Annotated in this window: 18 protein-coding genes, 1 pseudogene and 1 CRISPR repeat array; of the genes and pseudogenes, 13 read left to right on the top strand and 6 right to left on the bottom strand. The window is 36.4% G+C overall.

The window, feature by feature from the left end; all coding sequences use genetic code 11:
* Positions 1-181: 181 nt before the first annotated feature.
* The 8 genes from MLD65_RS05645 (at position 182) to cas2 (ending at position 9609) form a co-directional block, all read left to right on the top strand.
* Entirely contained in the window at positions 182-1162 is a 981-nt protein-coding gene (locus MLD65_RS05645) for an SWIM zinc finger family protein (RefSeq protein WP_243290913.1), read from the top strand.
* 347 nt (positions 1163-1509) lie between these two features.
* A complete protein-coding gene (gene cas3, locus MLD65_RS05640) occupies positions 1510-3945 on the top strand; it encodes a CRISPR-associated helicase Cas3' (RefSeq protein WP_243290912.1) in 2436 nt (811 codons plus the stop codon).
* Between the two features lie 193 nt (positions 3946-4138).
* Positions 4139-4855 carry a type I-C CRISPR-associated protein Cas5c gene (gene cas5c / locus MLD65_RS05635; RefSeq protein ID WP_243290911.1) on the top strand — a complete coding sequence of 239 codons (717 nt, stop codon included), beginning with the start codon at positions 4139-4141 and terminating at the stop codon, positions 4853-4855.
* A complete protein-coding gene (gene cas8c, locus MLD65_RS05630; protein WP_243290910.1) occupies positions 4856-6754 on the top strand; it encodes a type I-C CRISPR-associated protein Cas8c/Csd1 in 1899 nt (632 codons plus the stop codon). It begins immediately after the preceding gene.
* A 14-nt stretch (positions 6755-6768) separates the two neighbouring features.
* Complete coding sequence (gene cas7c, locus MLD65_RS05625) at positions 6769-7632, top strand: type I-C CRISPR-associated protein Cas7/Csd2 (RefSeq protein ID WP_243290909.1); 864 nt, start codon at positions 6769-6771, stop codon at positions 7630-7632.
* Positions 7622-8281 (top strand): CRISPR-associated protein Cas4, encoded by a 660-nt coding sequence (cas4, locus tag MLD65_RS05620; RefSeq protein ID WP_243290908.1) that lies wholly within the window; start codon positions 7622-7624, stop codon positions 8279-8281. Before cas7c ends, cas4 begins: the two co-directional genes overlap by 11 nt.
* Complete coding sequence (cas1c, locus tag MLD65_RS05615; RefSeq protein ID WP_243290907.1) at positions 8278-9309, top strand: type I-C CRISPR-associated endonuclease Cas1c; 1032 nt, start codon at positions 8278-8280, stop codon at positions 9307-9309. The genes cas4 and cas1c overlap by 4 nt, the downstream gene beginning before the upstream one ends.
* 9 nt (positions 9310-9318) lie before the next feature.
* Positions 9319-9609, top strand: coding sequence for a CRISPR-associated endonuclease Cas2 (gene cas2, locus MLD65_RS05610; protein ID WP_243290906.1), 291 nt, complete (start codon positions 9319-9321; stop codon positions 9607-9609).
* 168 nt (positions 9610-9777) lie between these two features.
* A CRISPR array of direct repeats spans positions 9778-12315; the repeat unit is 32 nt; unit sequence GTCGCATCCTACATGGATGCGTGGATTGAAAT.
* A gap of 326 nt (positions 12316-12641) precedes the next feature.
* Here the strand turns inward: cas2 and MLD65_RS05605 are convergent.
* On the bottom strand, positions 12642-14066 hold the full coding sequence (locus tag MLD65_RS05605) for a sigma-54 interaction domain-containing protein (RefSeq protein WP_243290905.1): 1425 nt from the start codon (positions 14064-14066) through the stop codon (positions 12642-12644).
* A gap of 386 nt (positions 14067-14452) precedes the next feature.
* On the opposite strand from MLD65_RS05605, the gene MLD65_RS05600 reads away from it, so the two are divergent.
* Complete coding sequence (locus tag MLD65_RS05600) at positions 14453-14590, top strand: hypothetical protein (RefSeq protein WP_243290904.1); 138 nt, start codon at positions 14453-14455, stop codon at positions 14588-14590.
* A 69-nt stretch (positions 14591-14659) separates the two neighbouring features.
* Here the strand turns inward: MLD65_RS05600 and MLD65_RS05595 are convergent, their stop codons facing one another.
* Positions 14660-15559 (bottom strand): DMT family transporter, encoded by a 900-nt coding sequence (locus MLD65_RS05595; RefSeq protein ID WP_243290903.1) that lies wholly within the window; start codon positions 15557-15559, stop codon positions 14660-14662.
* A gap of 194 nt (positions 15560-15753) precedes the next feature.
* Positions 15754-16659: a branched-chain amino acid transaminase gene (locus MLD65_RS05590; RefSeq protein WP_243290902.1), complete on the bottom strand. Its 906-nt coding sequence runs from the start codon at positions 16657-16659 to the stop codon at positions 15754-15756.
* A gap of 135 nt (positions 16660-16794) precedes the next feature.
* Between MLD65_RS05590 and MLD65_RS05585 the strand changes: the two genes are divergently transcribed.
* Complete coding sequence (locus tag MLD65_RS05585) at positions 16795-17274, top strand: PaaI family thioesterase (protein WP_243291013.1); 480 nt, start codon at positions 16795-16797, stop codon at positions 17272-17274.
* A gap of 166 nt (positions 17275-17440) precedes the next feature.
* Here MLD65_RS05585 and MLD65_RS05580 read toward each other — a convergent pair whose 3' ends face one another.
* On the bottom strand, positions 17441-18592 hold the full coding sequence (locus MLD65_RS05580) for a glycerate kinase family protein (protein ID WP_243290901.1): 1152 nt from the start codon (positions 18590-18592) through the stop codon (positions 17441-17443).
* 209 nt (positions 18593-18801) lie between these two features.
* Here MLD65_RS05580 and MLD65_RS05575 point away from each other — a divergent pair, with 209 nt between their 5' ends.
* Together MLD65_RS05575 and MLD65_RS05570 are read left to right on the top strand one after the other, a co-directional pair.
* On the top strand, positions 18802-19389 hold the full coding sequence (locus tag MLD65_RS05575; protein ID WP_243290900.1) for an IMEF encapsulin system ferritin-like cargo protein: 588 nt from the start codon (positions 18802-18804) through the stop codon (positions 19387-19389).
* 12 nt (positions 19390-19401) lie between these two features.
* Complete coding sequence (locus tag MLD65_RS05570) at positions 19402-20256, top strand: family 1 encapsulin nanocompartment shell protein (RefSeq protein WP_243290899.1); 855 nt, start codon at positions 19402-19404, stop codon at positions 20254-20256.
* Between the two features lie 37 nt (positions 20257-20293).
* Here the strand turns inward: MLD65_RS05570 and MLD65_RS05565 are convergent, their stop codons facing one another.
* Positions 20294-20758, bottom strand: a complete 465-nt coding sequence (locus MLD65_RS05565; protein ID WP_243290898.1) for a hypothetical protein — start codon at positions 20756-20758, stop codon at positions 20294-20296.
* A 102-nt stretch (positions 20759-20860) separates the two neighbouring features.
* On the opposite strand from MLD65_RS05565, the gene MLD65_RS18230 reads away from it, so the two are divergent.
* Positions 20861-21205 (top strand): 2Fe-2S iron-sulfur cluster-binding protein, encoded by a 345-nt coding sequence (locus MLD65_RS18230; RefSeq protein WP_243290897.1) that lies wholly within the window; start codon positions 20861-20863, stop codon positions 21203-21205.
* A 196-nt stretch (positions 21206-21401) separates the two neighbouring features.
* On the opposite strand, the pseudogene MLD65_RS05555 reads toward MLD65_RS18230, so the two are convergent.
* Positions 21402-21653: pseudogene (locus MLD65_RS05555) on the bottom strand (NAD(P)/FAD-dependent oxidoreductase); the annotation flags it as partial.

The following is a 21653-nucleotide window of genomic DNA, read 5'->3' as shown; positions in this document are numbered from 1 at the left end:
TGTTGGACAAAGGGATAGATGGAGGAGAATTCCGCGAAGTTTAATGATAAAGCTTCCCAAGCAATTTTTGCAATCATATTATGTATTTGTCATAACTCAAAAGGGTATTGTCCCGTAATTCTACCCCATTAACTTGGAGTGTTAAAATAGTATTAATCATGATGAAGGAGATTGAGATAGGATGAATCTGCATAACTTTGAAGAGTATTTTGATGATGTCATTTTAAACCGTGGTAAGGATTATATCGATCAAGGACATATTGAAAAAATAGAAGAAATGGCTAAAAATCGATACATTGTAGAGGTTCTGGGGTCGGAGATCTATACTGTAGATGTTTTATTAAGTGACGCGGGAGAAATTGTTGATACGTATTGTGATTGTCCATATGATTGGGGAGATTACTGTAAACATCAAGCGGCAGCATTTTTTGCATTAAGAAGTAAAACAATCGAAAAAATGGATAAATCAAAGGCTACAAAATCTTCTGAACCTCAGAAAAAAGTACACATCAAAACGATTTTGTCTTCCCTTTCAAAGGAAGAGCTGATGAAGATAATTTTGCAGTTTTCAGCAGAATACCCAACCATTGAACAGAAGATTCTTTTCAACTATTCAACTTCTGAAGATGAGATTATTCAAAGTAAAAAGCTGATAAAAGAGTTTATTAATCAAGCGATGCACCGAGGTTTTATACCATGGGATAAAACTTTTGACGCGGTTCGAGGTGCGGATATGACGCTTGAGAAAGCACAAAGAAAGCTAGAAGATGGTGAGGTGGAAAGTGCTGTATTTCTTTGTATCACCGTCTTATCCATCGTTGTTGATATGCTACAATATTGTGATGATTCAAGTGGATACGTGGGTATTATTATAGATGAAAGTTTGGAAATGATAGATGAGGCTGTTTCTAAAGGTGTTAAGGCATTAAGTGTTAGTCAACAAGATAAGCTATTTGCAGCGATAATGAAAGAAGCTTTTAATGACCGTTATGAGGGGTGGAGCAACTGGCGTTTAAGTCTATTAGAGGCTTGCGTCCATTTTTCGGGTAATACAAAGTTAAGAAAAAAGCTTGAAACTCAGCTTGAAATACTTGAGAAAGGAACTGCTGATTCTTGGATGTCAAAATACGAAATTCAACATATAAAACGGCTCAAATTATAAAAGAAGCTTTACTAAGAATAATAGAGATAAGCATTATGTCACGAATTTAGGTAAATATTGATATGAAAATTGTTGACAAATTTGGTGAAAAAAATGAGTATAGTACTATAGTATGGAATTTTGAAAAAGTTTAGCTCAAACTAGATAATAAAGAGGCTAAATAAATTAGGAAAAGCAGCCCTGATCATTAGAGCGTATTCGTCAGCTACTTAAAAAATTAAATTAATTAATTGAAATGCAAAAGAAGGAAAGTCAACTTAGAAAAGCAGAAGGTTACCGATTAAGTATACCTCTGCTTTTTGTTTAATGTTTTTCTGTTTTTTTATCAATGTTTTGTGGAGGTTTAGATGAATTATATTGCTCATATTCGTTCAAATGATAAACAAGTACAAACTGTTGAAGATCATTTATTAGAAGTAAAAGAATTGGCGGAATCGTTTGGGGAAAAGATTGGTGTAAAACATTTAACTGGTCTCGCCGGAATGCTTCATGATCTCGGTAAATATACGAATGAATTCCATGAATATCTATTAGAAGCTGTAAATAACCCTGACTCTCCTCCTAAAAGGGGAAGTGTTGATCATTCGACTGCAGGAGGCAAACTTTTATATGACCTTTTCCATACAAAAGAGACTATCTCTCGAAATAAATACATAGGGATAGTAGCTGAAATTGTAGGAAATGCCATTATATCTCATCACTCGTACCTTCAAGATTTTTTAAATCCAAATCTAGAATCGAATTACTTAAATAGGGTTCGAGATAAAGAATTAGCTGAATTTGAGTTGACAAAGAAATACTTTTTTGAGTATGTCATGAGTGAATCGGATTTTTATGAGTATGTTGAAAAGGCTGCTGTTGAGCTAGAACATTTTTTGGCGAAAGAGTCTTCGGAAAATAATGAAAAACAATTAATGTTTTTAACAAAGTTTATTTTTAGTGCATTAATTGATGCTGATCGAACGAACTCTCAGTTGTTTGAAGAAAACAAATCAAATGAGTTGTTATATGATTCTGAAGAACTATTTGATAAGTACTATAAAAGGCTTATGGGAAAAATCGATTCATATAGGAATCAACCAGGTGCAGACACACCTATAAACCTTCTAAGAGCAAAGATGTCAGAACAGTGTGATCGATTTGCTGAGAAACCATCAGGAATATTTACTTTATCAATTCCAACTGGGGGCGGAAAAACTTTAGCTAGTTTAAGATATGCGCTAAAACACGTCAAATTTTATAACAAAAAACGTATCATTTATGTTGTTCCATATACAACAATTATTGAACAAAATGCAGATGAAGTACGGAAAATACTAAAAGATGATGCCAATATTTTGGAACATCACTCAAACGTAATAAATGATGAAAATGATAATGATGAAAATCAAGATGGCATCATTAATGTGGAGCAAAAATTAAAACTCGCAAAAGATAACTGGGATTCACCAATTATTTTCACAACAATGGTACAGTTTTTAAATGTGTTTTACGCAAAAGGGAGCAGAAATATTAGGAGGCTTCATAATTTAAGTGAGTCAGTGATTATTTTTGATGAAGTACAGAAAGTTCCTATTTCATGCGTGTCTTTATTTAATCAGGCATTAAACTTTTTAAAAACATATGGTCATTCGAGTATCGTTCTTTGTACAGCAACTCAGCCGGCATTGGACTTTGTTGAACATAAATTGGAAATAAATACGGATGCTGAAATTGTTGAAGACTTAGAGCATGTTATTGAAGCGTTTAAACGAGTAGAAATCATTGATATGGCCACTAATGAGCGGTTTAACAATAATAAACTTACTGATTTTATTCAATTAAAAATAGAAGAAGTTCAAAGTGTTCTTGTTATTTTGAATACGAAAACTGTTGTTAGAAATCTATATAATCAACTAAAAGATAAAGAAGACCGAATTCCAATCTACCATTTAAGTACAACAATGTGTGCGGCACATAGAAGTAAAATTTTAGATGAAGTAAGACAGCATCTTAAAGAAGGCAATAAAATCATATGTATAAGTACTCAACTAATTGAAGCTGGTGTAGATGTTAGCTTCGATTGTGTAGTTCGTTCGCTTGCTGGACTTGACTCCATTGCACAAGCGGCTGGCAGATGTAATAGACATGGAGAAAAGGACTTACAAAATGTTTATGTGATTGACCATGAGGAAGAAAACCTCGACCATTTGAAAGAGATTAATATTGGTAAACGGGTGGCAAGAAGAATACTAATTGATATTAGAAGTGATAAAGCTAGTCATGGTGGTCAAATCTTATCTAAGCAAGCAATGGAGAGGTATTTTAAAGAGTTTTATACGGAATTTAAATCTGATTTGAATTACTTCATTCCAAAACTGAAAAAGGAAATGACTGAATTATTAACTGCAACAAAAACAAAATCGAGTTATTATCGTGCCTACTTTCATAACGAGAGAAAGCACCTTCCGCTATTCATCGTAAACAGTTATAAAACAGCAGCAGAACATTTCCGTGTAATTGATGATTACACCACCTCTGTTCTTGTTCCTTTTAAAGAGGGAAAAGAAATTATTGCGGAGTTAAACAGTAGGAGAACGATTGCTGATTTTACGAGACTAATGCGAAGAGCCCAACAGTTTACGATTAATCTTTATGAATATGAGCTTCGAAAATTAAACGAAAACAATGGGGTAGTATCTTTATTAGATGGGAAAATTTTAGCTTTAAAGGAAGGAGCGTATAGTCAGGAATTTGGTCTCAACCTTGAAAATGATAGTTCGTTTGATTTAAGAATAATTTGAAAACCTATCTTTAATTGAAGATAGGTTTTCAAATAACATACTATATTTTTCAATCCGCGCTTCAAAAGCGACAATTTATTATAACATAATCAACAATGTTAAATTTAAGTTCATATAATATGTAATTTGACAAAAAGTATAAAGAGGTGTATTGTTGAATTGTAAGAAAATTTTGGATGAAAGGGGTGGAAAAATGAGAAATGCAATTGAATTTGAAGTGTATGGTAATTATGCCTTATTTACTGACCCTTTAACGAAAATGGGGGGAGAAAAGCTTTCATATCAAGTACCAACGTATCAGGCATTAAAGGGAATTGTAGAATCCATTTATTGGAAGCCGACACTTCTTATGGTAGTTGATAAGGTTAGAGTTATGAATCCAATAAAAATGGAGTCTAAAGGGATTCGTCCGATTGAATACGGTGGAGGAAATACACTGGCTAATTATACTTATTTAAAAGATGTGAAGTACCAAGTAAGAGCTCATTTTATCTTTAACCCTCATCGACCTGATATGGCTTTTGATCGTAACGAGAATAAACATCACAATATACTGAAACGTGCACTTAAGGTTGGAGGACGAAGGGATATCTTCTTAGGTGCTAGAGAATGCCAAGCTTATGTAGAACCATGTGTCTTTGGTGAAGGGAAAGGATATTATGATAATTATGGCGAGATTCATTTAGGTACGATGGTTCATGGTATTAATTATCCTGATGAAACGGGTCGTAACGAAATGGAAGTACGTCTATGGAATCCGGTTATGAAGGATGGAGTGATTCAATTTATCAGGCCTGATCAGTGCTTGCAAATTCGAAAGATTAAAGACATGCAACCGAAGCATTTCGATCAGTCAAATGTTGAATTAGTAGATGATCTGTTACTTCGACTAGAAAGGAGGGGTGAATAAATGAGCTGGTTACTGAATTTATATGAGACGTACGATTCTAATTTAGACCGGGTAGGCGTGATTGAAAAGAAGCATAATGACAAGGAGTATACACTATTACCAATTTCGCATACTACCCAAAATGCACATATCGAAGTGACGGTCACTGAGGACGGGGAGTTTCATTCAGCGGAAGTAATTGATAAAAGTCACGCAAACACACTAATCCCTTGTACGGAAGAATCGTCAAATAGAGCTGGATCTAAAATAGCTCCCTATCCACTACACGATAAGTTGAGTTATGTAGCGGGAGATTTTACAGCTTATGGCGGGAAAATCAAAAAAGAGGAGCCTTTTACATATTACATTGCACAGCTAAAAGAGTGGGCAAACTCACCATACAGCAACGCTAAAGTGAAAAGTATTTGTAACTATTTAAGCAAGAAAAAATTAATTAAAGATTTAGTGGAAGCGAAGATATTGTATTTAGACGCTGATGGGAACTTAATAGACAAATGGGATAAAAAGTATGAACCCTTGCATGGAGAGAAACCGTATATATTTACAGTGGTTAGTGGTGGACAAGAAAGCGCCTTTGTTCGATTTAATGTTTATTCATCAGAAAAGATTTTATCGAAAGTTTGGAAAGATAAAGAAATGTACGCTTCTTTTATTCGTTTTTATCAAGACTTGGTAGGGGATGATGACCTTTGCTATGTATCTGGGAAAGTGTTACCAAGTACAGACAAGCATGCTAACAAAATTAGAAATGCAGCAGATAAGGCAAAGTTAATTTCGGCGAATGATACAAGTGGTTTTACGTTTAGAGGGCGCTTTAATAAAAGTAACGAAGTGGCAAGTATTAGTTATGAAGTATCCCAAAAAGCACATAATGCGTTAAAATGGTTGATTAACCGTCAAGGGAAAACGATTGATCAGCGCGTATTCCTTGTATGGGGCAATGATGAAATTGATATTCCTGATCCTAATGAAGATACTTACGACGTTTTTTCGATTGAGCCAATACTAACTGAAAAGAAAGAGAGAATCAGTTATACGAATCAAGAGTTTGCTGATGAAGTTGCTAAAGCTTTAGATGGATATAAAAATAATTTATCATCAAAATCAAATGTAAATATTTTAATTCTTGATTCAGCTACAACAGGACGATTAGCGGTGCTGTACTATCGAAATATGAATAAAGAACTATATTTAGATAGGCTCGCAAAGTGGCATTCGACATGTATGTGGCTTCATCGTTATCGTAAAGCAGAAGATGGTTCATATATTCAATTTTACGGAGCACCTTCAACGAAAGATATTGCCTATGCTGCATATGGATCAAAAGCTAATGAAAAAGTAGTTAAAGGATTAATGGAACGCATACTTCCATGTATAGTGGATGACAAGAAAATTCCTTTTGATATCGTCAAAAGCGCTTTTCATCGTTCGTCAAATCCAGTTTCGATGGATAAGTGGGAATGGGAAAAAACAATCAGCATTACATGTGCATTAATAAATAAACAGGAGGGATATAATGTGGCTTTAGATACAGAAAATAATGACCGTGATTATTTATTTGGTCGTTTGTTAGCGATAGCAGATGTTTTAGAAAGACGTGCATTAGGCTCTGAAGAAACACGTTCTAGTAATGCTGTTCGTTATATGAACTCTTTTTCAAAACATCCAGAAAGAACGTGGAAAACCATTCAGGCGAGTTTACAGCCTTATCAAGCCAGACTTGGTACGAAGGCATTGTATTTATCTAAGTTAATTGATGAGGTAGCTTCCAGAATTAATATTGAAGATTTTAATAACAAACCATTATCCGGTAAATATTTATTAGGTTTTTACAGTCAACGTCATGATTTATATCAGAAGAAAGAAAAAGATAATACGCCCAATGAGGCAATAAATTAAAGGGAGAGATGAATATGCCAATTTTAGACCATAAAATAGATTTTGCCGTTGTATTATCTGTTACAAAAGCTAACCCAAATGGGGACCCATTAAATGGTAATCGTCCGAGACAAAATTATGATGGTCACGGGGAGATTTCAGATGTAGCGATTAAACGGAAAATTAGAAATCGTTTACAAGATATGGGGGAATCTGTTTTCGTTCAATCGAATGACACAAAGATAGATCATTTTAATAGTTTAAGAGAACGTGCAGAAGCTAATCCTGAACTAGATAAAATATTAAAATCGAAAGGTAGCTCGAGTGATGAATTTGCAGCGATTGCTTGTAAAGAATGGATTGATGTTCGAAGTTTTGGACAAGTATTTGCATTCAAAGGCACAGGTAAAGGGACTGGTGTATCTGTCGGTGTAAGAGGACCTGTATCAATTCATACTGCTACCAGTGTTGATCCTATTGATATAACAAGCATGCAAATAACAAAAAGTGTGAACTCTGAGCCTGGAAAAGAAAAAGGTTCAGATACGATGGGAATGAAGCATCGAGTCGATTTTGGCGTTTATGTTTTTTATGGCAGCATTAACACACAATTAGCAGAAAAAACAGGATTTACTATTGAAGATGCAGAGAAGATAAAACAAGCACTTGTTACATTATTTGAAAATGACGCATCATCAGCACGCCCTGATGGCAGTATGGAAGTAAATAAGGTTTATTGGTGGGAGCATAATTCTAAATTAGGTCAATATTCTTCTGCAAAAGTTCATCGTTTAGTAGAGATTAGACCTAATACTGAAGAACCAAAAACGTTTGACGACTATTCGATCACATTAAATGAATTAGAAGGTTTAACAGTCGAGGTGATTGATGGACTATAATGAGGAAGACAACTATCTGATGTTGTCTGGTATACAACATTTTCAATTTTGTAAACGCCAGTGGGCTCTAATCCATATCGAGCAACAGTGGGCAGAAAACGTTAGAACAGTAGAAGGACAATTTCTCCATCAAAAAGCTGACAAGCCATTTATTAGAGAGAAACGTGGTAATAAACTCATTGTTCGAGGGATGCCTGTAAAGTCAAATGAACTCCAAATTACAGGTGTTTGTGATGTCGTAGAGTTTGCTAAGGATAATAGTGGTGTTGAAATAAATGGTTTGGAAGGAAAATACATTGCTTACCCTATTGAATATAAACGAGGGAAACCAAAAAAGAATGATTCTGATATTTTACAATTAACTGCACAAGCAATTTGTCTAGAGGAGATGTTACTTTGTGAAATAAACATAGGGTATATGTTTTATAATGAAATTAAGCACAGAGTCGAAGTTCCGCTAACTATAGAAAATAAAAATAAAGTAAGAAATGTTGTAGCAGAAATGCAAAATTATTTTAAACGTAGGTATACACCTAAAGTAAAGACAGGTTCCTTTTGTAAAAGCTGTTCCCTTCAACATATTTGTTTACCAAAATTAATGAATAAACGTTCTGTAAAAAGTTATATTGAAGGGAAGATAAAGGAATGAAAAAGCTTTTGAATTCGTTATTTGTCACTCAACCAGACGTTTATTTATCTTTAGACGGAGACAATATTGTCCTTCTCAAAGAGCAGGAGAAGCTTGGTAGGCTACCGCTCCATAATTTAGAATCTATCGTATCCTTTGGTTATACTGGTGCAAGTCCAGCACTAATGGGTTATTGTGCAGAAAGAAATATTTCTTTAGTATTTCTAACGAGCAGTGGTCGATTTCTTGCTCGGGTGATCGGGAAAAGTAAAGGTAATGTTGTTCTAAGAAAGAAGCAATATCGTCTATCAGAAGATGAAGTGTTTTCAGCGAAAATTGCTCGTAACTTTATTGTTGGGAAGATTTACAATAATAAATGGATTATCGAGAGAATGACAAGGGATTATCCATTACGAATAGATGTAACTCAATTCAAAGAAATCTCTCAATATTTATCATCGATCATTCTTGAGGTAAGGAAATGTGAGGATTTAGAAAGATTAAGAGGTTTAGAAGGACAAGCTGCTATTAGTTACAATAGATTGATTAATCAAATGATTTTACAACAAAAAAAGGATTTTTATTTCCACTCGCGTTCTAGAAGGCCGCCGTTAGATAACGTGAACGGGATGTTATCATTTGCTTATACTTTATTAGCAAATGATATGGCAGCTGCGTTAGAAGGTGTTGGACTGGATGCATATGTCGGTTTTTTACATCGAGATCGACCAGGAAGGGTATCGTTAGCTTTAGATGTTATGGAAGAGTTGCGAGGTGTATATGCAGATAAGTTTGTTTTGTCATTAATCAATAAAAAAGTTGTAAATAACAATGATTTTCTAAAAAAAGAAAATGGGGCTGTGATTATGACGGATGAAGCTAGAAAGAAATTTTTAGCGGCTTGGCAAAACAAAAAGCAAGAAAAGATAACTCATCCATATCTAGGTGAAAAAATTTCTTGGGGATTAGTACCGCATGTACAAGCTTTATTATTAGCTCGCTATTTACGTAATGATTTAGATGAGTATCCACCATTTATGTGGAAGTAGGTGCAAAAATTGTTAGTATTAATTACGTATGATGTAAGTACTGTTAGCAGTGCGGGACAAAAAAGGCTGCGAAAAGTTGCGAAAGTATGTCAAAATTATGGTCAAAGAGTCCAAAATTCGGTATTTGAATGCATTGTAGACGCAACTCAATTTGTTTCTTTAAAAATTGAACTTGCTGATATTATTGATGAAGGTCAGGACAGTCTCAGATTTTATCGGTTAGGTGATAATTATAAGACCAAAGTAGAGCATATTGGTGTGAAAGAATCAGTTGATCTTGAAGGCCCATTGATTTTTTAGTGCGAATGTATAGCTCACATCAATTTCTGGATACATTCGCACCTGAATAATCATGAGAACGCTGATAAATTATGTGAATTTTTGTGTTGTTCTTTATTTTAATAAAGAAAATAGCGAGTTTTTGATCAAAAATAATGTAATTTATAGTTGTTTAGGTCGAAAATCGCTGTCGCATCCTACATGGATGCGTGGATTGAAATGTAACAAGTGATAAATATTTTTTGATTTCGTCAGTCGCATCCTACATGGATGCGTGGATTGAAATCCGTCTAAAATTTGATTGCCGACGCCGCCTCCAAAGTCGCATCCTACATGGATGCGTGGATTGAAATACCTCTTACTGATATGGATGTAACGTATAACTCGGTCGCATCCTACATGGATGCGTGGATTGAAATCCAAACCTTACTCATGTTATGGTCGAGTGCAATTGTCGCATCCTACATGGATGCGTGGATTGAAATACCGATATCGAGCTCTAAAAGGAAGTGCGGGATCAGTCGCATCCTACATGGATGCGTGGATTGAAATTGAAAAAAGTCCAAACAAGGCAACAAATCGAATTGTCGCATCCTACATGGATGCGTGGATTGAAATTCTTTAGCTAAATACGAACCGTCCATAAAATCACGTCGCATCCTACATGGATGCGTGGATTGAAATCTCAAACTCCCATCCCTAAAAATTTGAGAACGCTGTCGCATCCTACATGGATGCGTGGATTGAAATAAGAAGAACAATCGAATATGAATATCCTTCAGCAGTCGCATCCTACATGGATGCGTGGATTGAAATAGCTATACTTAAGAATGGTTTTTCCGAAACGTAGGTCGCATCCTACATGGATGCGTGGATTGAAATAATTTGAGAAATCGTGAAAATGCAGTTTTTGAGGTCGCATCCTACATGGATGCGTGGATTGAAATCATTTTAGAAAATGATGAGTCAGCAGACCTTGATGTCGCATCCTACATGGATGCGTGGATTGAAATAGAAGTCCAAGTTTTAACAGATTCCCATTTTTGAGTCGCATCCTACATGGATGCGTGGATTGAAATACCCATACGAGCATCAGCTAATGCTTCCATTGCGGTCGCATCCTACATGGATGCGTGGATTGAAATTCCGATGTGGCTAAGTGGTTGTAAAAGGGTATAAGTCGCATCCTACATGGATGCGTGGATTGAAATAACACGAAACTCTTTTACAGCATCAGCTAATTGATCGTCGCATCCTACATGGATGCGTGGATTGAAATTTAAATACGACAACGGTTGTCAATGATGGGAAACGTCGCATCCTACATGGATGCGTGGATTGAAATCCGTCTCTATGCAGACGTTTAAGAACGTTATTGGGTCGCATCCTACATGGATGCGTGGATTGAAATATGTATTAACTAAACCGTCATCTACACTGCTCACAGTCGCATCCTACATGGATGCGTGGATTGAAATTAATCACAGAATCGGAGATTATCGACCATATACCGTCGCATCCTACATGGATGCGTGGATTGAAATGATTGAATTGACCAAGACGGTACAAACACTGAACGTCGCATCCTACATGGATGCGTGGATTGAAATGTACGTGGATAAATCCGAATATAGTTGGAGACATCGTCGCATCCTACATGGATGCGTGGATTGAAATGGATCGAGGAAGGTCAACGAGTGTGGCTATATGAGTCGCATCCTACATGGATGCGTGGATTGAAATAACAGACCTAGTGGGGACAGAATCAATCCGTATATGTCGCATCCTACATGGATGCGTGGATTGAAATTCTGGTGCATCAGCTCCACCACAAAGGAAGTCGAGTCGCATCCTACATGGATGCGTGGATTGAAATGTTCAACGGGATTTGGATGATAATTGGTCCTGGTCGCATCCTACATGGATGCGTGGATTGAAATCAGCATTATTGAAACACTTGGCGATCGCTCCTATTGTCGCATCCTACATGGATGCGTGGATTGAAATCCGTTATTTCCGTAAACGTGATAAACATATTGTCGTCGCATCCTACATGGATGCGTGGATTGAAATATACTCGTCCATACGGAATCGACTTTCTCCCACCGTCGCATCCTACATGGATGCGTGGATTGAAATTTGAAAAGCTATATCCCCCTCAACTTCCGCTAAAGTCGCATCCTACATGGATGCGTGGATTGAAATTTGAGAAGGAGGCTGAATTATATGCAACTAGCACAGTCGCATCCTACATGGATGCGTGGATTGAAATATTTAATGTGACTTGTAAGTATCGGGAACGTTTCAGTCGCATCCTACATGGATGCGTGGATTGAAATACTAAATTTATATCCGTAAAATGACAACTGGCTGTCGCATCCTACATGGATGCGTGGATTGAAATAAATATAAAGCAGCAAAAGAACTACAAGAACGTCGTCGCATCCTACATGGATGCGTGGATTGAAATACAGGGATAAAGTACAAGTGTATGTTCTCAACTTGGTCGCATCCTACATGGATGCGTGGATTGAAATTCTAAAGAGCATCCAGAACTTTACCAGCAGTATGGTCGCATCCTACATGGATGCGTGGATTGAAATAGCATATGTCAAGATTTTAATCGTGGAAAAATTAAGTCGCATCCTATATGGATGCATGGAGTCAAGGACATATTGAAAATATAGAAGTACTAGTCGAATCCTACATGAATGCGCGGATTGAAACGCTTTATCGGGTACGGTCTAATCTTTGGTCACGACAACTCTTAAATGTAACATTACGCTAGCTTTCGTCTTGCAGAATGTGGCGCAAGGATTTTGAGATAGACTCATACACATTTTGGAGGAATCTATTACATTTAAAGGGTTCGTTTCAGGGTGAAAATTCCATCCTGAACACTTGACATTTTTGTTTTTATTTAATGCAATGATACGGATTTATTATCTTTTGTAATCGCAAATGGCATAGGAGAAAGGTTTGGGTCATTAAGTGAAAATGAAAAAAAGCATGACCCTCAGCATTAAATGTTTGTTAGGGACATGCTCTCTTTATTATCCACTTTTAATATTTAGTTTCTTCATCCGATACTGTAGGCTTTGTCGGCTAAGTCCAAGTTGTTGAGCTGTTTTCGTAATATTATGCCCGTTTTTATTCAGAGCTTGTTCAATATAATGTTTTTCAAATGCTTCTAATTGATCTTTTAAATTCATGGTAACACCGGTATTTTCTTGGGAGAAAGATTCCATCTTTTTATCAGGATGAATTTTTTTCTTTACTTTAAATTTGTTCCGATATTGATAAGGAAGATGTGAATATTGGATGATGTCTTCATCCATCATTATATTCATAGAGGCTTCAATGATATGTTCTAATTCTCTCACGTTCCCAGGCCAATCATAGGCATAGAAAGATTCGATTACTCTGTCGTCTATTCCTTTTACATCCATTTGAAATAATCCATTGTACTTGTCAATAAATTTCTCAGCTAATAACGGTATGTCTTCTTTTCTATCTCTTAAAGGAGGAATAAATAATGTGACGACTCCAAGTCGATAGTACAAGTCTTTTCGTAAGTGATTAGAACTAATAGCGTCAATTGGATCTTCGTTCATATTTGCGATAACGCGAACATCAATAGGTGTATCTTTTGTATCGCCTATGCGTCTAATCGTTTTTTCTTGAAGGACACGTAAAAGCTTTGCTTGAAGATTTGGATTTAAAGAATTAATTTCATCAAGTAGCAAAGTTCCACCTTCTGCTTGTTCAAATAGTCCAGGATGGTCAGCAGCACCTGTAAAGGCACCGCGCTTTGTTCCAAATAAAAGGCTTTCAATTAAACTATCAGGTAAAGCTGCACAGTTTTGTGAAATAAAGGGGCCTGTTGATCGACTGCTGCCATTATGAATACTTTGCGAAAATAACTCTTTCCCTGTTCCGGTTTCGCCTACAATAAGTACGTATGAGGAAGTTCGGGTTGCACGTTTAGCACTTTCAATAACCTCTTTAATGGAAGAGCTTTTCCCAATGATACTGTCAAAAGTAAATCGCGCATTTCCTTTTCTACTCATGTTACCCTTTATTAATCGCTCCAGCTTCGTCACATCTTTTGCCATTTCGACTGCGCCTTGAATCTTTCCGTCCTCTATTAGTGGAAACGTATTGTTAATCGTCGTAATTTCTTTCCCTTTGTTATTGAAATACGTTTGCTTTACATTTTTCGTTTCTTTTCCCTCTCTTAATGCTTGAACGAGGGTGCTTTCTTGGTTTTCTTTAAACATAAAAACATCTAACAAATTTTTATTCAAAACTTCTTTACTGTCCATAGCCTCTATTTGCATCATTTTTTTGTTATATATGATCGTCTTTCCAGTTGCGTCAACGGCATGAAGACCGACATCCACTTCGTCTATGATTCTTTCATATATATTGATAAGGTGCTGTAAAGATTGAATCGTTTGTTTTGAATGTTCAACCATATCGTAATCGTAATCCTCCTCTCATCGGGAAACTAATAATAAAAAAAGAGCAAAAAAATTTGGCGTTTCTAGATGTTTCTATTTTACAAAAATTATAAAAAACTGACAATGAATAATATTTAGGAATTTCTTTGTGCAAAAAAATTTTTCGGTTACGCTATATTAAAATTTGAGAGCAAAAAAAATTGGCAATCCTAAATCATTTTTATTAATAAATGAACAAAATGTATAGGAATTTATCATGATTTTTCTATAAAAAGAATATCTTTTCGTAAGATAAAGTTGGCATAATATTTGCTTGATAATAAATGAGTAAATTCAACTATTAAGATGAAATGCTATGTCGATGAAAAAGCTTTGGGCAGGACAAGAAAAGGAGAAAGAAAATGGAGGGACTTTCTATGTGGATTATTACAGTTCATTCAAAGAACAATATTAAAATGTTTGAATATGACAATGAAAAAGACGCAAGGAACGCCTTTAAAGGGATGAAAGGGAACAAAATTCTTTCTGAAATTGTTTAATAGAGGGTGGAGCTTGATTAATAGGAGAGAGGGATGTGTATAACCTTATTAATCACATCCTTCTCTCTATTACACAGCTTCTTTTACAGTGACACGCCGTTTTTTCCCTAAAAAATTTACAACAATCACACCGGAAATTGCAACAACTCCTCCAATAATGGAAAGGGTACTCGGCCATTCTTGAAGCCAAATCCATGCAACGATGATAGCGATCACTGGTTCTGTGTACAGCATACTGGAAACAGTGCTCGCTTTACCTAGAGACAATGCGATTGTCCATGTGACATATGCGATACCTGCTGGGAAGATTCCGACATAAATAGTTGATAAATGTGCTTCTAAACTAGCATGTTGAATCGTCTCAAAAAGTCCTGGGGAGAACAAGAAGAACGGAATGGTCCCTGCCCAAGTAAAATAAGCCGTTAATTCAATAGGTTTATAACGATTCAAAAGCGGCTTTTGAAAAACAAAGAAAATCGATGTTGCTAGTGCAGCGACTAACACATAAATGGCTCCGAATGTAATTGTAAAGGAAGAACCAGCAGCACCTAAAGAAATCATGAAAATACCTATAAATCCAAGTAAGAGCCCTAGCCAACCAAGAAAATCGAGCCGTTCTTTTAATACGAAAACAGCAATAATTGTTGTAAAAATGGGGGATGAACCAACTAGCATGGCAGTTGTTCCTGCTGAAACGGTCACAGAACCGAATGTAACCCCAATATGATAAACGCTAATGCCGATCCATCCAAGCAGTAAAATTTTTATCATATCCGCTTTTTTAGGTAAATGAAACTTTACACCTGGCCATAAAGCATAAAGGAGAAAGGCTATTGATGCGATAAGGTAACGAATAAGGACTAAATGTCCTGCAGAATATCCCCCTTGTAAACTAGCACGAATTGCCGCAAATGTAGATCCCCATATAATGACCGTAACAAATGCCATCCAAAAAGCCTTTTTAGTCAAAAGTCTCCCCCCAATCACTTCATTTTTGAAGGTATCACTGAAAGAGGGGAAATGCAATGACGAAAGTAGCGAACCTTTTTACATCATCGGTGTCAAAATAGTGAGAGGGGGAAGAGTGAAAGGGGGGATATACATAAATATTAGTGATCGGTATGGCTTTTCTAATAGGCTGTCATACATACTGTAGCTTTTAATTAATAAACAGCTGTACAGTAATGTTTGTAATTTGGAAGTTTGCCTCTCACCATTAACTCGTATAGTTGTTGAATTTTTTCTGTTATCGGCCCTGATTTACCTTGACCAACAGGTCGGTGATCTACCTCTACAATTGGCTTAATTCCGATGGCTGTTCCTGTGAAAAAAAGTTCATCCGCTCGATATAATTCCGATCTGGATACACTTCGTTCAATTACTTCCATACCAAGCTCATTTTTGGCTAATGTCATAACAGTATCTCTTGTGATTCCAGGCAAAATGCCGTCTGATACTGGTGGTGTCATGAGTTGATGTTCTTTTACTAGAAAAATATTTTCGGAGGAACCTTCACAGACGAACCCGTTTGTTGTCAAAAAAATGGCTTCATCGAACCCATTTTGATTAGCTTCCAGTCTAGCAAGTGCAGAGTTTAAATAGCCAGCTGTTGACTTCGCTTGTGGAGGAATCATATCATTGCCATTTCTTCTCCAAGAACTGACACTTACTTTTATGGAAGGTTTCGGTACATACGTAAGTGTTTCTTGGAAGATTGCTACGCGGTTTATAGGTTCTAACAATGTTGGGGTGATGGTTTGCTCACCTTTAAAACAAATGGGGCGAATGTAAACATCCGACATGACCTTGTTAATTTTCATAAGTTCAATGGTAATTTGATTTAAGGCATCGACGGACAAGGGAATAGGCATATGAAGAATGTTCCCTGATTGATGAAAACGGATGTAATGGTCTTCCATTCGAAAGAGATATAGTTGGTTTTCTTCGCGATTCCAAAAGGCGCGGATTCCTTCGATAAAACCGAGTCCATATTGCAGTCCTTTATTTTTAATGCTGACAGTTGCCCATTTGTCTTCAATAAAATTCCCCTGATCATATATATAAGGCATAGAATCTCTCCTATTCATAGCGTTTACTTTAAATGTGTATGTAACGTAATCGACTTTCATTATATAGAATTGGATGTACTGAGGGACAGAATAGACCTTTTATGTTATAATATTCTGAAAAAGAGGAGGAAAATGATGGTGGAAAAAGTACTAAAAGGGATTCAAGATGAATATTCAGATGATTTTGCATGGTGCTACGGTTGTGGTCGATTGAATAAAGAGGGGCATCATTTTCAAACAAATTGGGAAGGGAATCAAACAATTACAATTTATACACCATTACCAGAACATACAGCCATTCCGGGCTTTGTTTACGGTGGTGTAATTGCATCGCTAATTGATTGTCACGGCACAGGTTCAGCCGCATTAGCTTTACATAGAAAGAATGGGCACGAAATAGGAGATGGAGTTGAGCCTCCACGATTTGTGACCGCGGCCTTAAATGTTAACTTTATAAAGCCGACGCCACAAGATGTTCCATTAAAAGCAATCGGATCTGTTGAAGAAATTCATCCGAAAAAGTGGAAAGTTCAAACAGAAGTATATGCTAATGAAACACTCTGTGCTACTGGAGAGGTCGTTGCTGTCGTGATGCCTAGTACGTTTACGAAGTAGAACACTATCGGTATAGGAACATGAAAGAAAAGACGAACAACTTTAAAATAAAAATGGAAAAGCTTGTAGACCCTACATTATCGTCTACAAGCTTTTTTGGTATTTAAGCATGGCTGTAATTTGAATCGATAAGAAAAAAGGTTACAGCTTTCGCACCGAAGCTGATTTAATTACAATTGCGAGTAGTCTTCAATAGCCGAAACAGCTGTTCTGTATGATGGGTTAAATTTTGTAAGGTGATATGAGGTTTCATCGCTTCATCGAGTGACATCGGTTTGTTTAAGATAGAAAAATAAGACGTCATACCAACCTCATGTAACCAAGATGCTTCATCTCTACTAATACTCCCCGCTAAAGCAATAACGGGCTTCTCATATTTTTTCGCGAGCTTTGCTACACCGAGTGGCGCTTTTCCCATCGATGTTTGTCCATCTATTTTTCCTTCGCCTGTAATGATCATATCCGCCTTTTTAATTTTTTCTTCTAATAAAACCATCTTAAACAGAATGTCTGTACCAGGAGCTAAAACACCATTTAAATAACCTAAAAAAGCTGCACCAAGACCACCAGCGGCACCTGCCCCTTTTATGTGTTGAATCTCTATTTGTAATTCACGTCTCGTTACGTTGGCAAAGTTTTTTAAACCTTCGTCAAGCTCTTTTACCATATGTTCATTGGCGCCTTTTTGAGGGGCAAAAACATACGCTGCTCCGTTATTACCGTATAACGGATTTGTCACGTCACACGCAACCCGAAATGTACATTGCTTTAAACCAGGCAATACATGTGTAAAATCAACTTTCGCAATGTTGCGTAATTCTTTTCCGCCGAGTCCAATGCGCTTATTTTCACGAGTAAAAAAATTAAATCCTAGTGCCTGAAGCATACCGACGCCTGCATCATTTGTAGCACTTCCACCGAGCCCAATAATAAAATCACGACAGCCATTTTCAATAGCATGGATGATCAGTTCACCAACTCCGTATGACGTTGTTAGCAAGGGATTTCTTTTCTTAAGTGGAACGAGGGGAAGTCCACAAGCAGCGGCAATTTCAATCACAGCCGTACGCCCATCTTCTAAAATTCCGTATGTACCGATTGTTTTTTCGCCAAGTGGTCCTGTCACTTCAGTTGAAATGAGTTGCCCTCCCACTGCATGAATGAAAGCTTCGACCGTTCCTTCGCCACCATCTGCAAGCGGAACAACGTCGATATCGGCATTGGGGAAAACGGCTGTAACTCCATCTGAAATCGCTTTACTCGCCTCAAGTGAAGAAACACACCCTTTAAACGAATCAATCACAATCACAACCCTCACTTGAAAACACCACCTTTTAGAAAAGTTTATCAAAAGAAGGGAGGAGGGAGTAGACCAAAAAGTTCAAAAATGAGTGAGTTCAAGTCCGCTTCAAGTAGTGGCAAATGCTACCCAATCTTTTATTTTTTGCTAATGCCATTGTTTATATTCTTCAATTTTGGAAAAGATGTTTAAAGATGAAGTTAGTAAGGGTAGGAGGGGATTTGAAATTGGATAATCATTTAAATCATGTTCAAGAGATTTTAGATCGATCAAAAGATGCACTAAATCAATTTATGGAAATTTTAATTCCAGCGATTGAAGAAGCGAAAGATGAACATGAACGATTATATTGGCATCATATTTATGAGGAGGAAGAGCATCGTTTAGATCGATTAGATGCGTTATTGCCAAAGATTCATACACAAATAGAAAATTCATCATCTCTTTCTAAGGAAAATGGAGATTTTCTTCGTTTACTACAAGATATTAGCTTAGAAAAGTTTGGTTTACATAATTTTTTAGAGCATCTTGATTTATCACTTTTTCACTATAAAGATACAGATTATCAAGAAACGATTGAACAGTTAAGAAATATGACAGCTTCTGATTATCAAACATTTAAACATACGTTTGATGAATTAAATAATGAATTAGACGCACCAGTTCATCTTGCAGCATCGATCCCTACGGATGAAAAGGAGAATAAATCAAGTAATTTAAAAATTGATACGTATACACAAGAGAGTCAAACGGTTACACAACAGCCTACTTTTCCAAAATCATCTTTAACTGTCGGAAATTTAAAAGGAATGTAAGGAGGAAGACATATGGATCAAGCATCACTTTTCGCTGATGCTCCTTTAAATAGCGAGCAATGGAGAGAATTAGAAGAAACGGTCATTGAAACAGCCCGTAAGCAGCTTGTAGGGAGAAGGTTTATCGATATTTATGGCCCATTAGGTGAAGGGGTTCAGTCGGTTGCAAACGATATTTATGAGGAACCTGAACATGGAGGGATTAGCTTCCATGGTGATAAAACAGAACTTTCTGAACCAACGAAAAGAGTGCATTTAACGATTCCATTTATATATAAGGACTTTATTTTATACTGGCGTGATATACAACAAGCTAAACAACTTCATAATCCGATTGATTTTTCGGCTGCAGCAAATGCGGCGCAGCAGTGCGCATTGTTGGAAGATGAATTAATTTTTAATGGGTCTAGTCAATTTGACCTCCCTGGAATTATGAATGTAAAAGGGAAAATTGCTCATATTCGCAATGACTGGATGAAGTCTGGAAATGCTTTTAGTGATGTAGTAGAAGCGCGAAATAAATTGCTTCAATTAGGTCATACAGGACCTTATGCACTTGTGCTTTCACCAGAATTATATGCTCTTATTCATCGAGTTCATGAAGGAACGCATGTGTTGGAAATCGAGCATATTCGAGAATTGATGACGGCTGGTATTTATCAAACGCCAATGATTAAAGGCAAAAAAGGTGTCGTGATTGACCCAGGAAAGCAAAATATTGACCTAGCAATAGCTGTCGACTTCCAAACAATCTTTTTGGATGATGAAAACATGAACTTTATCTTCCGGGTGTATGAGTCGATCACACCAAGAATCAAGCGGCCAACGGCGATATGTACGCTAGAAGATCCAGATGGCGACGACTAATAACACGATAAACAGCAACTGCTGTTTGTCGTGTCGTTTAAGAAATACGCTTTAATTCAGTCTCTATACTAGAAATATTCGTAGACAAATCTTGGTCCTCGATGTTAAAACCGATATCATCAAGAATCATTTTGACTTCTTGATAGAAATGTATCGTATAATTTCCTTGATAAACTCTGAAGAGACGAGCTAAGTATTTGAATTTTTCTTTTCGAATTGTCTCTTTATAATATTGATTATTTAGATTTGCTATTTTTTTATGTTCTGGTGAAGAAATCATACTAATTTCGTTTACATTTACAATCATTTTTTCACCTTTTTCTGTAACAAAACCGATTGAATAATAGTTTGATCCTAATTGATCAACATTCACTATACATGCATTTGAATATTCTTCACCTGAGCGAAGGCGGATACTTGAGGCTTCAATCACTCCGCCAATTTTTCTTTCATTTGTTAAAATCGCATTCATATCTCGTAAACCATTAATTTGGTAACCCATAATATTCGCCTCCCCTATTCATATGATAACAATTCTCAATATAGTTGTAAATGAGATTCATTTTCAAAATAATGTGGTAATAAATGGATTGGAGGGACCGACGTGGATAGAAGGTTAACGGTGGGGTCATTAATTAAAGGAAACGCCTTAAAGATAATTGAGGATACGATTTCTGAGAATAAAAAGGATCCTATAAAAACGACTTTTATTGAAGTAAAGCAAAAAGGTCAACTGTTTAAGGTAACTCCTGTTTCTAACGAAGTATTGTTAGATCGTGCATTATCGGAAAATATCCCACTAGACTTTAAGTGCAGGAAAGGAACATGCGGGAAGTGTGCTGTCGAAATTGTTAAAGGAGCAAACCTTTTACATCCGCCAAACGAAAAGGAATTAAAAAAGTGCGGGGATGTGAATGTTCGGTTAGCTTGTCAAACGATAATAAAGTGACTCTACAAATGAGGCTGTTCGAAAAGTAGTATTTACGCCTCGAAAAGGTGTAAGATTGTCCCTCGTGCGGTTGCGTTTTTTTTTTATGAACTTGCGGATACGCTTTTTTCTGCTTGTCTATAAATGAAAAGGACAGCAAGCGTGCTGTCCTTTTCTTATAAATTCGATGTCAAAATATTTATTTGTTTACACGGAATTAGGTTAGAAACGGGCGTAGGAAAAAGCTTGCAACTTTAATCGGGTTTAGCCTTGTGTGTTGGAACAACTTTTCGCCTATGTAACCGTCGAGCTGCTTGACGATAAGATCAAGTTTTTCGTTATCCAGCTTTTCCACCATTCTTCGTAAAACGAGCGAATCATCATAGCTTTTATAAATTTGCTTTGTAAGTTGTTCATAGCTTTCTACACCAAGGATATCGTAAGCGGCATAAATCCCTGATAATATGGC

Source organism: Bacillus sp. FJAT-47783, from assembly GCF_022808615.1.
Taxonomy (GTDB): Bacteria; Bacillota; Bacilli; order Bacillales; family Aeribacillaceae; genus Bacillus_BZ.
This window is presented reverse-complemented; position numbering and strand designations above follow the sequence as displayed.